Here is a 15,441-nt window from a genome sequence, read left to right as displayed (position 1 = left end):
GATAATTTCAAATTATCATCAATACTACAGGATGGGGACCGCCCGTTCCTGAGGAGGAATTATAAACCATGAGTTCACAATCCCTTGATGTCGTTACTTTCGGCGAACCGATGGCCATGTTTTATGCCAATGAACCCGGAGAGCTGCATGAAGCCGTCTCGTTTTCAAAAGCGCTGGCCGGAGCGGAAGCGAACGTTGCCACCGGTTTGTCCCGCCTGCAGCACCCGACCGGATATGTAACCAAGCTCGGCGATGACAGCTTTGGCAAGTTCATTGAAAACGCTTTGAAGAAAGAAAATATCGATACCCGGAGCATTTTCTTTTCCAGCGAACGCCGCACCGGCATGCTGCTGAAGTCCAAAGTGCTGGACGGCGATCCGAAGGTGGAATACAACCGCAAAAATTCCGCCGCTTCGACGCTTTCTCCCGCGGATTTCGACGAACCGTATTTCAGCTCTGCGCGGCATCTGCATGTAACCAGTATTTCCGCGGCGCTGTCGGACAGCTGCCTTGCTTTCTGCAAGCATGCTATGGCTTTTATGAAAAAAGCCGGTAAAACCGTATCCTTCGACCCCAACCTCCGCCCGGTGTTGTGGCCGGACACGGAAACGATGGTCCGCACCATCAACGAGCTGGCTGCAAGCTGCGACTGGTTCCTGCCGGGCATCGGTGAAGGCAAGATTTTGACCGGCTCCGACAAGCCGGAGGAAATCGCCGATTTCTATCTGAAGCTAGGCGTGTCGCTGGTCGTGATCAAACTGGGACCGGAAGGCGCGTATTACAAAACCCCTACGTCCGAAGGGTATGTGCAGGGCTTCAAAGTAAAAGAAGTTGTCGATACGGTTGGCGCGGGCGACGGGTTCGCCGTCGGCGTTATCAGCGCCATGCTGGAAGAGCTTCCGGTTGAAGAAGCGGTCCGGCGCGGCAACGCCATCGGCGCACTGGCCGTTATGTCTCCTGGAGACGCGGACGGCCTGCCTACGCGCGAAGAACTTGAGGCTTTTATGACTCAGGGATAATTAAGAGAACCGCCGCTGGTCCACATGGAGAAATACCCACTTTAAGCTGAGGCGTTTGACTTTGTAAAAATAAAGGCTTGGGTCCCGATGACCGATCGGGCCTAAGCCTTTTTTGCTGCCGCCAGAAACTACACTGTGAGCGGTTCTTGTCAGTTTCGGTTCTGGATTTCGCTATAAACCTTATACAAGAGCATGGCCGCCTCTGCCCGGTTGGCCCTTGCTTCGGGGTGAATCATCCCCTTGTGCCCTTGAATCCATCCCGCTTTCAGCATGGTATCAACCATTTCCGCAGCATAATCCGCTGTTTGATGAGCATCACGGTAATCCGCCATGCCGGACAGCGTGCCGGAGGCCGCTGGGATAGTGGCTCCTGAGGCAGTTAAAGCCCTGGCGGTCATGACGATCATCTCTTGTCTCGAAATTTCCCCTTCCGGCTCAAACCTTCCGTTTCCCCGACCGTTAACATTCTCCAGCTTGCCTGCCGTGCTTACAGCTTGGGAGTAATAGGCCACCGGCAGCACATTGTAAATCCGGTAGTGCTCTCATCCCCTTGCAGACCAAGCGCGAGCCAGAATCAGCACATAGTCGGCTCTGCTTACATGGGTGTCCGGAGCATAGGCGGTATCTGACAGGCCGTAGATCACGCCCTTGGCCGCAAGCACCTCTACCGCTTGTCTGGCCCAGTGGCCAGCTCTCACGTCGGCGAACGATTTACAGTCCATCACGACCGTGTAAGTACCGAATCGCCGGGAGGGGAAGACCATCGCACCTTTGGCAGCATCGTATTTCGCGCCGGGTACCAGCTCTGTTTTATTGCCGTCCAGCTTCTAGACGGTCAAATATTCAGCTTCGGACAAAATAGCATCCAACGATAAGGAATACTCACTTCCATCGGAACCGCCTGTAATTTATCTGTGACCCGATTTCCGCCAATCCTTAAATTGAGCACAACCGCAGGCCTACCCCCGCTTGCCAATGCAGATACCGGAGATACTGCGGACGCATCCAACGCTGCAATCCGGAGCACTGCCGTTTGCCCAAAAGACGTCTGCATTTTTGGCCATCCTCCAGCCGGAAGGACTACGGACGCGTTCGGAGTCGCAATTTCCACCGTTACTTGTTCCTGTTCGGACAGGAGAGCAAATGCAGGGAACGAAATCTCATAACCGGGAGCGTTCTCTGCGAAGCTTACTTTGAAACGGACATGCTTCTCTGCGTCCCCCTCCTTCACCGTCTCAGCCAGCGCCGCCTTCCACGTCTCCTCCGATATCAATACTTGTGCCGCAGGCGCACCTGGGGAATATTAAGGAACCGCGCTAAACTGTCCGGCTTCCGCCCGCCATTGGGTCAATGCGGGCGATCTTCCGGAGAGAGTGCTGCCGGGCAAGCTCCCCGGTACGGAGGAAACGCCGCCGCCCGGGGTCCCGCCATTACCCGGACCGCTTCCGTTCCCCGGATTGCCTCCGTTGCCCGGATTGCCTCCATTACCCGGATCGCCTCCGTTACCCGGATCGCCTCCATTGCCCGGATCGCCTCCGGGCGCAGCGGTTTCAACAATCCGAATAGACACCGCCGCATCTTGGCCCCGGTCAAAATCGAACGTAAGGCGGGTCGTTCCGACCGGCTACCGGAGCAGATAAGGAACACTGAACCGGTAAACGCTGTCTGTTACCGTGTAATTCGGTTCTGCAAGCTGCTCCTCCCCGTTATAAATCCCTTCCAGCCGATTGCCGTTCAGCTGCACTTCCACTTCTACAGGCTTGCTGTTCGCAGGATTTTTGTCAAACACTGCGGACACCGGGTTCACTGAGGAATCGGTGTCTTCCCCTTCGCCTGGAGCAGGGATGCTGCCTTCCCACTGGACATTGATCGTATACGTGCGGTAGTCCGTGCCGTCTGCCGAGGCGGTGGTCACGGCGATTTCGCTTACCGTACGATCCAGCTCAATCTTGTCCGATGCGGAACCGCTGGCGACAACACTGCCGTTCACCTGAATTTCCGTTCTCGGGGCGCCAGCAACGGGCCAGACTGTAAGCCCATATACGCTGTCCGGAACGCTTATACTGTAACGGTCCGTTTCATAGGAGAACTCGGGCGTCAGCAGCAGCTTCTCCCCGTTCCCTCCTGTAACTTCCAGGTTCTTCAGTGTAGAATCCAGCGCGGCGGGTGTCCGTATGACGATCACCTGCTCTGTCCGAGTCGTCATCCCGTCCTCTGCGATAACCGTTACCGGAATCGTATTTACGCCTTCGGCCAAGGACACTTCGGCAGGCTGGCCGCTGACAACGGACTCCCCGTTCACGGTAAGCGATGTAGCCTCGGGGCTGTTCGCTGTTGCCGTCAACTCGACTTTATCCATAAAATACGGAACTTCAAGCCGGTAACTGCCGTCCCCCTGTTTCACAAGCGGACCCAAGCTGGAGACCAGACCAGCCAGTCGGGCATCGTTACGGTCATAAGGAATGCCTTGATACAAGCGGAAGTTATCGATATACGCCGTTCCCGTGTTGGAGCTGTTGGCATAATACTCAATGCGCCCTATATCTTCAATTTTGTTGCGGAAAGGCGCTTGCTCAACCACTAGTACATCGTCGATGTACAAATCCTACCGGTCCGATCCGGTATTCATAATCAATTTAAGAGTATACCATTTCCCCAGCTCATATGGCATCAGATTAGTGGAGCTTGAGCTTTTATAGGCAATGATCTTGCCTTTGGAGAAGCCGATCGATACCCCTATATTTGTACTTGCCGTACCCTGGCTGCTGTATACGTAAGAGAGACTGAACCAGTTCGTATTTCCCGCGTTATCCAGTTTCATCACATCCGCGGTTAAGGTAATCACTCCCTTCAGCGCTGCTTTGGGGAATGTCTGGAACAACGAGGTGCTTCCGCTGTTTTTTGTACGCGTCAACTGAATGCTTTTCCCGTCCACACCCGGCAGTTCTGCCGCCTCAATAAGGCCTCCGTCCGGGGTCACTTCCCACGGGGATGACGGCGGATCTCCGGCAGCGAGGCCGTAAAAATCGCTGGAATGAACTAACTAACTGCGCTTCAGTTTCGACCACGTAAAGGTTCGGAGCGGTATTTTCCTGCCCGGGTTCTACATGAACGTTATCAGATTTGGCCGGACGGTATCCCGTCTTGTCTGCGGAAACGGTGTAATTCTCCCCGGCTTCGACGGCCGGGAAGCTGTACTCCCCGTTTGCGCCGCTGACCGTGGTGTGGACCATAGTCCCTTCCTGAGATAACACGACGTTAACTCCGGCGGCTGCCTCCAGATGCCCGTTGAACACTTTTCCTGAAAGCAAGCCCTCTGCCAAATTCGAGGCCAACTGAAAGTCTGTTGTCGTTACGTCACCCGCCTGAATGGTAAAAATTCCGCTTTCCGACTCTTCAAAACCGCTTTTGGCGGCTTTGAGATTCACCTGACTGCCTACAGCCGCAGCCTTAATCGTATAGTAACCCAGCTCGTCCGTAACCGCCTGCAATCCGCTTCCCAGGCTTTCCGCGACCACAGCGCCGCTGATTCCCTTACCGGACCGGTTCGTTACCCGGCCGGCCAGCGCCGCGGTGGACGTTGAATCGTCATAAAACTCTAAGGCTCCTGGATCGGTGCCCCCGTTGTAGGCAGCGCGTCCCGCAAAATCCTTGACCGGGTCCGATGCGGCATCAACAATCGTAAGCCCGCGGTTAATAAGCGGTGAATCCGCTTTTAACTTATAACCTTCCAGGCTGTGCAGCGCAGGACCTTCCGCCTGCGAGCCGGATGACCCTTTTCCCGGATCCTGCATCCGCGGTTCGCCGAGCAGCGGGTGCGGATCGCTTGCCGGGGCTTTAAGCGTACCGTCTACGGAGTAATAACTGTTGTTGTAGTATACAATGGTCGGACTCTCCGTAAGGGACCTGACAGGTCGGGTCGTATACAGAATATTGTTGCGGATGATGTAAGCTGCGCTTAGCGAGCTCCCGTAACCATAAACCATATAATCGCTGACATCATTGTAAATTGTATTGTTATAGACTTCGGCTACCGCCTTTTTATCCGAATGCAGATAGATGGGATATCGCTTGTTGCTCTCGAGAATGTTGTAGCGGATGATAGTGTCGCCGAAACTGAATTGGCAGATTAGAATACCGTCTCCGTTATCGTGAACATAATTGTATTGGACTAAAATACCGGTCGTTCCCTTGTCGGGATCTATACCATTGGAATCTGCTCCCCAGCCTTTTGAGCCGTATCAAACACTTCGTTATACTGGACGGTAACATCGTCAGCATAATACATTTCGATACCCGATGTTCCCGCGCGGTCAACCACGTTATGTTCCACCAGCGTCCCTCTGACACCAGTCAAATAAATGGCGTTGCAGCCAAAATCGGTATCTTTTTGCGTAATATAGTTGTTGCGGATGACAATCCCGGTGTGCGGAGTGAATTTGGGATCGGTTTCACTCTCGCGTCCCCCATCCTGTGGCGACAGTGCCATCTTCCGTACCCCCATTACCTGCATATTGCTTGAAAATAATGCCGCCGAACGAGGTGTTCGAAATGGTGGAATTTTCGATGACCACATCATGAAACACGGTGGCCCGCTGCGGTGCTTTCGGATCGTTAACGCCTGTGTCAAAAACAATGCCGCTCGTCTTTTTGGACCCGTCCCAGCCAGTCTTGAACCGGATGCCCGGTTCCGGTACCCCCGGCACCGTTCCGCTGATCCAGGCGATTCCCCCCCGAGACGTCATGCACATCGACGGACTGAATCCGGAAATACTCTAGCGTGCCCGCATCCCGTCCTGTAATATGGATTCCCCTGTAATCTCCAAGCGATTCGGCAAAGGTTCCTGTTACCGGCGTTTTGTTGGAGATATCCAGATTGCGAATTTCTCAATGCTGCTGGTTGTTTAGCGTAAGCGCATCGGCGTATTGTTCGTTCGTCCGGATCTGCGGCTTGCTTCCGCTGCCGTACTGGTCGATCTGAAGCGGATTCCCCGCCGTTCCGGAGCCCTGCGGCGCGAGCGTCTGGTCCTTCCATACCGCACCCGCCTTGAGCAGAATCCGGTCCCCGGGCTGAAAAACCGTGGCGTTTACCTTGGAAAGGGATTTCTATGGCTTCGACTCCTGCGTTCCCGTATTGCTGTCGCTTCCCGCTCTACTGTCGACATAATAATCCGTCCCCGATCCCGCAGCGCCGCTTGGTTCCGCTTGACCCGCTGTCGGAAATATTCCAAGCAGCAGCACTGCCGCCAGCAGCCCGGATAACCATGTCCTTCCTTTGCGACCATAGCCAAATTTCATGATGAACCTCCTCGTCTGATTTTAAAGAAAGCGTTACCAATAATACTGTCCCACTATAAGCAATAAACACGCTTCCGAATGATAGAGGATCGAATACGAATCTTTCACTTTAGAACAAAAACACCGCGGCCGTCTTGTACTTGCTGATTTTCACCCTAAGAATAACCGGATCGGCATGTTTCCGCTTTGTTCACCTCGATTAGATAACGGTTTCTACACAAAAAATCCCCTTCAAGCTCCACTCCTGCCGCATGATATCATGGAGCCTGCTGGAGTGTTTGCTTGAAGGAGACTTTTCCTGTCATGTCCTGCGGTTTACTTCGCTTCCGCGGCGTATTTCTCCGCGATCTTCATCAATTCTTCATACCCTTCTTCCGGGGTAGCCTGCCCGAATTGAAGCTTCTCCACTACAGACTTGTAGTCACTTTTAAAGTTGCCCCAACCCTGCGGATCGTTAATGAACTGCTGGGCGTCCTTCGTCACCTGATTCAGAAAATCGAGCGAGGTTTTATCCGCTTCGCTGAAAGTCGGGGTAAGCGCCTCTACCACTTTGCTGTTAACCGGCGTTCCCCGCGTCAGCCCCAGCGTCTTGCCCGCTTCTTCATTGTTTACGAACCAGTCGACAAATTTAACCGCTTCCGCCTGTTGGGCCGACTGGGCATTTACGCTCCAGAACATCCCCGGTTTCAGCCAGCCGCCGGCTTCCGTACTGTAAGGCATCGAAGCGTATGCGTATGTGTCCGGCTTTAACGCATCAATTGATCCAACCTGGTTCGAAAACAGATGCCGCGCCACAGCGTTTCCGTTGATTACGTTATCAAGCTGCGGATCCAGCTCTTTATCGGTTGTGGTCATATCCGGCGGTGTTAAGATTCCCTTCTCCCGCAGCTCGCCCATCATGGTCATAAAGCCGATCCAGGTATCTTTATCAATGCTGAGGTTTCCGTCATTATTGAAAATATAGCCTTTGCCCATGCTGTACTGATAAGCCGTATAGTCCACCAGGTCGCCGCTTTGATCGACGTACACATATTTGTCTTCACCAAGTTTGGCTTTGGCCGCTTCGCCAAAAGCGGCATAATCATCCCATGTCCAGCCGAATTTGGGAGCTTCGAGTTCAAGCTTGTCTACAACTGTTTTGTCATAGACCATGCCGAGAGCCGCTACCCCGAGCGGAATTGCGTATTGGATGCCGCCGACTTTACCGCTGTCCACAGTCGTCGCTTCAATACTCTCGACATTGACGTCCTTCAGATCGGCCAGCAGTCCCCGTCCGGCGTAATCATTCAGATATGCGGCATCCATTTGAATAATATCCGGAGCGTTTTTGGCCGAGAACTGGACGGCCAATTTGTCGAAATAGCCATCCCAGCCCGAGAACTGCGTCTGGAACGTTACATTTGGATTAAGCTCTTTATATTGCTCCATTGCTTTTAGGGTGGCATCATGCCGTGCCTGCGAACCCCACCAGGCGATGCTAAGCGTTACTTTGCCGGAACCGCTCTCTCCGCCGGCGTCCGGCTGTGAAGCCGTGGCTCCGCCTCCCGTCGAATTACCCGATGCGCTGTTGCCGTTTCCTCCGCAAGCGGCGGTGACGGTCATCAACATAATTAAAGCGATTGCAAGAAATTTTTTTTTGGTTCTGAATTGCATAAATGTGTTTCCCCCTTCTGTCAGCCCAGCCGACATTTTATAGCTTGATCGTACCACCCGCCCGGAATAGCGTATAGAAGAGTAATGAACAGAAAACTTTCAGTATCGACTACAAACGAGGCAACCTGATTTCAGACGGCACGGCCAACAAGACATTCAGCCTACCGGGGGACGTTTTATCAACTCGCTTGGACTGCAGCCGCAGTATTTTTTGAAAAGTGTGCTGAAATACGGCACATTCTGATAGCCCACCATCTCCGAAACCTCATAGATCAGATGGCTTCCTTCCATCAGCAGTGCTTTGGCTTTTTCGATCCGGACACGAATCACATAGTTGGTGAAGGTTTCGCCGGTAACCTTTTTGAAGAGCTGGTTCAAATAATTTTTGGAAATATACAGCTGCGAAGCGAGCTGCTCCAGCGTAATATCCTCTGAATAGTGCCGATGCACATAATCGATCATGAACTGGACTGCGGCGCGGTGCTTTTCATGAATGGCGGGAAGCCCGGACTTTCTCACGGAGCGGATGTGCGTGCCAAGCCAAACTTCAATTTTGGACATCTCATCCAGTTCGCTCAGCTCTCTAAGCGCCAGCCCCTCTTCCTCTATGACGCCGCCCATTCCGGCCATCAGCATGGCGTTATGAAGCAGCGTCCACAGCTCTGCGGCTAATACGCGGCAGACAAGCGGATCATCCGGAGTGCCTGGCCTCTGGCCGGCATAAAGCCGCATAAGACGCAGTACTTCCTCATCCTGTTCGTTTTTCAAGGCTTGAGTAATTTGCTGAACATAGTCCGTAATGGAACATCCGTCGTCTCCGTCCGCCCTTTTTCCCTGTCTAAGCAGCGCCTGCATCGCTTCATCTCCCGACACCTGAATTCCCCGCCAGTCCGCGCGCACTCCGCCCAGACCGTACCGGACTTCAAGGTCCAAATATTGCTTGGCATGGCTGACGATCAAAGCACCCAGACGTTCCGCATCACAAAAAATACGGGCATCATCCGACCTGTCTTCGGAGCGCATGACGACCGCGGCATGATTGCCGAATAACCAGACAAAAGAAGCCTCCGGCCATTCCTGGGTCAGAATCTCGGCGACGATATTCGACACCGCAAATTTGAACAGGTTCCAATCCGCTAGCGAAACACTCCGAATCCGCTCGGATGACAGCACTTCCGTTACCATCACATTATATTTTCCTTCTAATAAACTTACCGGGGGAGGGAATTCATCCTCTTGGGTCCCGCCCGTAAGCTTTGAAACAAGCCAGTCTTGAAGATTCGGCTCCCCCTTTTGTTCCCCGCTTTGCAGCCGGTTCAGGTAAGTTTCCTCCAGTTTCTCAATCGTCCCGGTCAAAACACTGCGAATTTCATCAACCGTGACCGGTTTCGTTAAATAGTCATCAACTCCAAGGCGGAGCGCCGTCCGCGCATACTCAAAATCGCTGTACCCACTCAAGATGACGAAACGTCCGGCAAAGCCTTTATTTTTCAACTGCTCGATCATTTGAATTCCATTCATGACAGGCATATAGATATCGGTCAACACGATGTCGGGGTTCACTTGCTCAATGAGGCGCAGCCCTTCTTCTCCATCGATCGCTTCTCCTGCAAATTCCGCGTCAAGCTGGTCCCACGGGATCGCTTTTCGCAGTCCCCTTACGACCTGAAAATCATCATCAATGATGACTACCTTCCACATACGGATTTCCCCTTTGAACTGTTGGTGTATTCAGAACTGGCAGATCAATGACCGCCTGAGTACCGCCGGCCGGCGAATTTTCCAGCTTGAATCCGTAAGCGCCGCCAAACAAGGCGGTGATCCGCTCCTGCACATTGCTCAGCCCGTATCCTCCTTTGGCGCTCCTGCGTTCTTTCCAGTCGGCCCGCAGCCGGCGCCCGTCATCCATAATCACAATTTTCAGCCGCTCGTTCTGTATGGAAGCGGAGAGGATCAGCGAAGCTTGACGTTTGCCATGAAAGCCGTGGATAAAGGCATTTTCCACAAAAGGCTGCAGGATAATTTTGGGCACATACAAGGCTAACGCCTCTTCCGGAATCCGGTAGCTGTACTCCAGCCGGTCTTCCCAGCGTATTTTTTGAAACTGTACATAATTGTCGATATGGGCCAGCTCTTCCGTCAGCGGAACCAGACTTCCCCCGCCCGAAAGCGATAACCGGAAAAATTGGCCCAGATGGGACAGCATCTTGCTGATCTCCGGCTGTGAGGCTTCTATCGCCATCCAGTTCACTTGGTCCAGAGAATTATATAAAAAATGGGGATTAATCATCATCTGCAGCGCTTTAATCTCCGCCGCGCGCTGATGCTCATACTGCTGCCTCAGACTCGCATACAGCTCTTCAATCCGGTCAATCAGCTTCTCATAGCCTTGGAACAGTCGCCCGAATTCATTGTTGTAATCGGTTGGAAGCGGGGTCCGCCTGCTTAAGGAAAAATTACTCATCGCTTTGAGCAGGAGTCCGATCGGCTTCACAAGCAGTCGGGAAAGGAACACAGCCAGCAGCAGGATCAGCACAATCGCGCCTATGCCTAGCAGGAGGATCACCTGGGTTTGCTTCAGGCTGCCCGCCGTGATCTGTTCCCAGGAGGTAATTTCCACCAGCGACCACTGCGAATCAAGCGAGGAGGACCAGACCAGGAACTCATCGCCGGTTTTTTTTGCACCATTGACCCGGCTCTCCAGCTGTGTCCGGATTTCCGCCTCATTTTGCACAAAAAAAGCGGTTTCACCTGTACTGGTGATCAGCTTGCCCGTCGCATCAAGCAGGGCGAGTGTGGATCTTCCATCTTCGGTAGCGATCAGGGACTGGAACGAAGGAACCGGCACATTAAACACAATGACCGCGGACGACCGGTTAAAGCGGTTATAGGCTTTACGCGCAAAACTGATCACCGATGTATCGCCTTTGTTGGTTTTGATCTTTCTTTCACTGAGCCAGGCATAGTCCGAATTGCGCAAATCTTCATACCACGTCTCCCGTTCCAACTGCCCAAGGGGCAGAAATTGAACGTATTCCTGCACGTTGTAGGTAGGCGTCAAATCGGAGTAAACATGAATGGAATGCAAAAGCGGCATGCTGTAGACATAGTTATTCAGCTGCGACCGGATGCTGGACTGGCCGCGCACCCGATCATACTGGCTGGCGTCCGGCAGATCCTCGTACAGCTCAATGAAGTTTTGAGCAGCCGTATTGGAGCTTTGTTCAATGTCTTCCAGCGCGGTATTCAGTTTCTTGTGCAGCTCGATCAGCAGCTTTTGCTGATAATAGGAAGTGTTTTCGGCGATTTCCCTAGATCCGTTAATATAGCTGAGGCCGACCACCACACTAACCAATATCGTCACAATCAGCGCGAAGCCGAAAAAGAAAACCACATCGATCCGAAGCGTTTTAAATGGATTGCCGCGCATGTTTTCCCTCCACCGGACAGGATCAATAGAAAAAAGAAAGCCGCGAGGACTTCGCAGCTTCCGGCACAAACTATGAAAATGAGTCAGCCCTTCAAAGCCCCTGCCGACATCCCTTCGACAAAATGCTTCTGCGCCAGGAAAAAGATCAGTACCGACGGTACGATCGACACCAGCGACATAGCCAGCATTTGCCCCCAAGGGACCGAGCCCTGTGAATCGATGAACAGCTTCAAGGCTAAATTGATAGTATAACGATCAACAGTATTAATATATAGCATTTGCCCAAAGAAGTCATCCCAGTTCCACAGGAAGCAATAGATCGCCACTGTGACAATCGCGGGCTTAACCATCGGTAACATAATCCGCCAATAAATGCTGAACCAGGAACAGCCGTCGATTTTGGCCGCTTCGTCCAGCTCCTTCGGTACTGACCGCATAAACTGCACCAGCAGGTAGATAAAAAACGGCCCCCCAATGCCGCCAGCGAATAGATGCGGGATATAGAACGGAAGATACGTGTTAACCCACTCCCATTTACTGAACATTACATATTGCGGAACGATGGTAACTTGAGTCGGCAGCATTAAGGTCACCAGCATGATAGCGAACCAGAACTTGCGCAGCGGAAAATCGAGCCTGGAGAAGGCAAATGCAACCAGACTGCAGGAAACGACGCTGGTAAGCAGAACGCCGCCGACAAGCAGAAAAGTATTCCCGTAAAAATGAGAGAAAGCGTAGTTTGGCACCGACACCCAGCCTTCGCTGAAATTGCTCCAATGCGGAACCTTGGGGAACAGGTTGGCCGAACTCATTTCCTCGTTTGTTTTAAGCGACGCGCCCAGCCACCAGAAGATCGGGTACATCATAATGAAACTGACGACCAGGAGGGAAAGATGGGTAAACAGTCCTTTGCTTGGGCTTGTAGTTTCCATTTTATTTCTTTCCTCCTTGCGATTCATAGAACACCCAGTACTTCGAGGTTCCGAACAATACGGCCGCAAACAATCCGATCAGCACCAGCAGGATCCAGGCCAGCGCCGATGCGTAGCCCATATGGAACTTGGTGAATGCTTCCTCATACAAATACATAACGTAGACGAAGGTGGATTTTACCGGACCGCCGTTGGTAATGACAAAAGCCTGCGTGAACATCTGGAACGTGTTGATCATGGACTGAATTGCGTTAAACATAATGATGGGAGACAGCATCGGCAGGGTGATCGAAAAAAATTGGCGGAACTTGCTGGCGCCGTCAACCGAAGATGCTTCGTACAGGTCCCCCGGGATTTGCTTTAACCCAGCCAGGAATATAATCATCGATGAACCAAACTGCCAGACCATCAACAAAATGAGTGTTCCCAGCGCATACTTTGGATCAGCGATCCAAGCCGGGCCTTTAATGCCGAAAACAGACAAAATGTCATTGATGAATCCGTTGCGGCTGAAAATGTTTTTCCACAAAATTGATACCGCGATGCTGGTACCGATCAGCGAAGGGAAATACACCATCGTGCGGTAAAACGAAATGCCTTTAATTTTGCGGTTCAACATCATTGCGACCCCAAGGGCGAACATCAGCCGGAGCGGTACGGTCAGAAGCACGAAGATGATCGTAATGCGCAGCGATGAAGGGAAGGTGGTGTCATTGGTGAAAATTTCCCTATAGTTGCTGAGCCCCACCCATTTGGGCGCCGTGAGCAGCGAATAATCGGTGAAGGAATAATACAGCGACATGACCATGGGACCCAGTGTCAACAGGAAAAAACCAACTAACCATGGGGACAAAAACAGGTAGCCGGCGAGCGGCGATTCCCAGCGCTTTTTGCTCTTCTTGAGCTTGGGGACGGATCTCCCGGTGCTGGCAGGGACTTGCTTCACAGCAGCGTTGTTCATAAAATTTACTCCTATCTTCCTACGGTTTGTGAACGTTTCCTTCATTATAGAGGCGCTGCATTGGAGCTTGAAGGAGGGGAATGAATCCTTTTCTTTCACTATCTATCAATCGTTCGAGGAATTCGGAATAACGAAAAAAAGCTCCGGTCCGACAGGAAATCGGTCCGAAGCTTTTTAAAATATGAATTCTGCTGTCGCTTTTCACTCCCTGCTTTGTGTGCCGCATCCTTACCGGCACAAGTGATTAACGCGCAATCCTCGGCGCTGCCACCGATTGCCCCCGCTGCAGCGTCGGCGGGAACCGGTACGTAATCGGAACGGAAGCCTCACGGTCCTCAATGCAGGACAGCATCAGGCGGGCCGCCTGGAGTCCCATTTCATGCGCAGGCTGCCGAATGGTGGTGATCACCGGGTTATAAATATGCGCAAATTCCGCATCGTCAATCCCGATGACCGACAGATCGCCAGGGATCGACACACCCGAACGGTTGGCGAATTTTAGCACTTCGGCGAGCGCGATGTCGTTCCCCGCGAGCAGCGCGGTTGGCGGCTCGGGCAGCGACAGCAGATGTTCGACGGCCGCCGCGGCTTCCTCCCGCGGAACGCCGCAGATGTACGCCTCCCGCAGCGGGAGGCCCGCCTCCTCTAGCGCTTTTTTATAGCCGCTGACCCGTTCTTTTCGCGGTGTAATCCGGTGTCCGTCCAGCGGCAGCGACAGCAGCGCAATTCGTTCATGACCATGGGAGACCAATTCATCCATCGCCAGCTTCACCGCCATTTCGTTGTCGAGCAGCAGACTTTGGGCGGTCACCCCATCCACCAGCCGGTCCAGTAACACAAGCGGATATTTGCTGGCTAGCAGCTCGTCATAGGCGGAAGCGTTGCTGCCTGTCGGAAAAATAATCAGCCCATCCACCTGCCGCGCGGTCAAAGTTTCGATATATTTTTCTTCCTTGGCCGGGTTCTCATCAGCGTTGCAGATCATCACCTGGATACCGCTCTGCTGCAGCTTACTCTCAATGGCACGTATGCATTGGATAGACAGCGTATAATCGATATTGGCAACGATAATCCCGACTATGTGGGTCCGGTTTTGCTTCAACCCGCGCGCCAACCCGTTCGGCCGGTAACCGAGCTCCTCAATTACCGCGGCGATTTTCGCCTTCGTCTGTTCGCTCATATATTGAAACCGCTGATTTAAATACTGGGATACCGTGCTTTTGGATACGCCCGCCTGCTTCGCCACGTCTTCAATAGTAGGTTTCTTCATCTCGTTATCCCCGTTCACAGTCACATTTCCCCACAGTATACCTCTATTTTAGTAAATTTTCTAGTATATCAACTAAACTCAAGCTGGATAGAAGTGAGGCTTTGCTTGCCTCTGCGGGAATGGAGCATAAATGAAAAGTAAAGCAAAAGAAGTGCAAGGATAAAAATTCTATAAATATGAATTTATTTACAATATACTAATTCTATCGTTTCCTAATTAAATCGGAGGTCGTTATGAGTAGATTTAGAAATTTATTAATGCTGTGTACGCTGGCAATATTGATGGTAACGGGAGTGGACAGTGCATTTGCTTCTCGTGAACATCCAAGTATTTATATTAATAATGAGAAGCTGGATATTTATGCCGGTGTTAGCACTCGCGGCACAACTCTAGTTCCTATGCGACCAATCTTTGAAGCCTATGGGATGACAGTAGAGTGGGACAATAACACCAAGTCTGTGACAGCTACAAAAGGAGAAACTACAATTAAGTTGACTCACAATTCACATGAAGCTTATCTAAATGATAAAGTGGTAAAATTGGACCAAGCTCCTTCACTAGAACCAACACGTAAAACTTTTTATGTGAATTTAAGATTTATATCTGAATCGCTTGGCGCAACAGTAGTTTGGAATAAAACCACCGATGATGCTGCAGTGAATATTACCTTCCCAAATTAAAAGATTACGCAAACGAGGGTGCTCTTTTAAGGAATGGCTGTAATTCTGTTGCAATGATAAAACCGGCTATTGCTATAATTCTAAGCAATAGCCGGTTTTACAGTTAATTGCAGCGCTGTATGCAACCCCCATTGCCGCTTTTTTACTTGCTCTAAACCACTGTCTTCCTTACCTGCTCTACCTTACTTTCTTTTTTAC

General features: G+C 51.8%; 17 protein-coding genes. 2 read left to right on the top strand and 15 right to left on the bottom strand.

The features are described 5' to 3' along the window. Window positions 1-68 precede the first annotated feature (68 nt). Window positions 69-1,019 carry a sugar kinase gene (locus ACE6ED_RS17590; RefSeq protein WP_410828519.1) on the top strand — a complete coding sequence of 317 codons (951 nt, stop codon included), beginning with the start codon at window positions 69-71 and terminating at the stop codon, window positions 1,017-1,019. Window positions 1,020-1,168: 149 nt separating this feature from the next. Here the strand turns inward: ACE6ED_RS17590 and ACE6ED_RS17585 are convergent, their stop codons facing one another. The 15 genes from ACE6ED_RS17585 to ACE6ED_RS17515 form a co-directional block, all read right to left on the bottom strand. Further along, on the bottom strand, window positions 1,169-1,540 hold the full coding sequence (locus tag ACE6ED_RS17585; RefSeq protein ID WP_410828518.1) for an S-layer homology domain-containing protein: 372 nt from the start codon (window positions 1,538-1,540) through the stop codon (window positions 1,169-1,171). A gap of 21 nt (window positions 1,541-1,561) precedes the next feature. Further along, window positions 1,562-1,741, bottom strand: coding sequence for an S-layer homology domain-containing protein (locus tag ACE6ED_RS17580; protein WP_410828556.1), 180 nt, complete (start codon window positions 1,739-1,741; stop codon window positions 1,562-1,564). A 625-nt stretch (window positions 1,742-2,366) separates the two neighbouring features. Then, entirely contained in the window at window positions 2,367-2,576 is a 210-nt protein-coding gene (locus tag ACE6ED_RS17575) for a hypothetical protein (protein WP_410828517.1), read from the bottom strand. 67 nt (window positions 2,577-2,643) lie between these two features. Further along, a complete protein-coding gene (locus tag ACE6ED_RS17570; RefSeq protein WP_410828516.1) occupies window positions 2,644-3,621 on the bottom strand; it encodes a cadherin-like beta sandwich domain-containing protein in 978 nt (325 codons plus the stop codon). A gap of 3 nt (window positions 3,622-3,624) precedes the next feature. Next, window positions 3,625-3,933 carry a hypothetical protein gene (locus ACE6ED_RS17565; RefSeq protein ID WP_410828515.1) on the bottom strand — a complete coding sequence of 103 codons (309 nt, stop codon included), beginning with the start codon at window positions 3,931-3,933 and terminating at the stop codon, window positions 3,625-3,627. A gap of 40 nt (window positions 3,934-3,973) precedes the next feature. Beyond that, window positions 3,974-5,005 carry a carboxypeptidase-like regulatory domain-containing protein gene (locus ACE6ED_RS17560; RefSeq protein ID WP_410828514.1) on the bottom strand — a complete coding sequence of 344 codons (1,032 nt, stop codon included), beginning with the start codon at window positions 5,003-5,005 and terminating at the stop codon, window positions 3,974-3,976. Window positions 5,006-5,220: 215 nt separating this feature from the next. Beyond that, window positions 5,221-5,508, bottom strand: coding sequence for a right-handed parallel beta-helix repeat-containing protein (locus tag ACE6ED_RS17555; RefSeq protein WP_410828513.1), 288 nt, complete (start codon window positions 5,506-5,508; stop codon window positions 5,221-5,223). Next, window positions 5,471-5,770, bottom strand: coding sequence for a hypothetical protein (locus ACE6ED_RS17550; RefSeq protein WP_410828512.1), 300 nt, complete (start codon window positions 5,768-5,770; stop codon window positions 5,471-5,473). Before ACE6ED_RS17550 ends, ACE6ED_RS17555 begins: the two co-directional genes overlap by 38 nt. A 355-nt stretch (window positions 5,771-6,125) precedes the next feature. Continuing rightward, the gene (locus ACE6ED_RS17545) at window positions 6,126-6,317 is read right to left on the bottom strand and encodes a hypothetical protein (RefSeq protein WP_410828511.1); all 192 of its coding nucleotides are present in this window, start codon (window positions 6,315-6,317) and stop codon (window positions 6,126-6,128) included. 315 nt (window positions 6,318-6,632) lie between these two features. Next, entirely contained in the window at window positions 6,633-7,970 is a 1,338-nt protein-coding gene (locus ACE6ED_RS17540) for an ABC transporter substrate-binding protein (RefSeq protein WP_410828510.1), read from the bottom strand. A 156-nt stretch (window positions 7,971-8,126) separates the two neighbouring features. Further along, window positions 8,127-9,671 (bottom strand): response regulator transcription factor, encoded by a 1,545-nt coding sequence (locus tag ACE6ED_RS17535; RefSeq protein WP_410828509.1) that lies wholly within the window; start codon window positions 9,669-9,671, stop codon window positions 8,127-8,129. After that, on the bottom strand, window positions 9,649-11,400 hold the full coding sequence (locus tag ACE6ED_RS17530) for a cache domain-containing sensor histidine kinase (protein ID WP_410828508.1): 1,752 nt from the start codon (window positions 11,398-11,400) through the stop codon (window positions 9,649-9,651). Before ACE6ED_RS17530 ends, ACE6ED_RS17535 begins: the two co-directional genes overlap by 23 nt. An 83-nt stretch (window positions 11,401-11,483) precedes the next feature. After that, window positions 11,484-12,332, bottom strand: a complete 849-nt coding sequence (locus ACE6ED_RS17525) for a carbohydrate ABC transporter permease (protein WP_410828507.1) — start codon at window positions 12,330-12,332, stop codon at window positions 11,484-11,486. Between the two features lies 1 nt (window position 12,333). Continuing rightward, complete coding sequence (locus tag ACE6ED_RS17520) at window positions 12,334-13,293, bottom strand: carbohydrate ABC transporter permease (protein WP_410828506.1); 960 nt, start codon at window positions 13,291-13,293, stop codon at window positions 12,334-12,336. Between the two features lie 244 nt (window positions 13,294-13,537). After that, window positions 13,538-14,563, bottom strand: coding sequence for a LacI family DNA-binding transcriptional regulator (locus ACE6ED_RS17515; RefSeq protein ID WP_410828505.1), 1,026 nt, complete (start codon window positions 14,561-14,563; stop codon window positions 13,538-13,540). A 233-nt stretch (window positions 14,564-14,796) separates the two neighbouring features. On the opposite strand from ACE6ED_RS17515, the gene ACE6ED_RS17510 reads away from it, so the two are divergent. Continuing rightward, complete coding sequence (locus ACE6ED_RS17510) at window positions 14,797-15,243, top strand: copper amine oxidase N-terminal domain-containing protein (protein ID WP_410828504.1); 447 nt, start codon at window positions 14,797-14,799, stop codon at window positions 15,241-15,243. The last annotated feature ends 198 nt before the right edge of the window (window positions 15,244-15,441 follow it).

The organism is Paenibacillus nanchangensis, assembly GCF_046543445.1.
Taxonomy (GTDB): Bacteria; Bacillota; Bacilli; order Paenibacillales; family Paenibacillaceae; genus Paenibacillus_AQ; species Paenibacillus_AQ nanchangensis.
The sequence above is the reverse complement of the archived record's forward strand: the minus strand, read 5'-3'. Positions and strand labels throughout refer to the sequence as shown.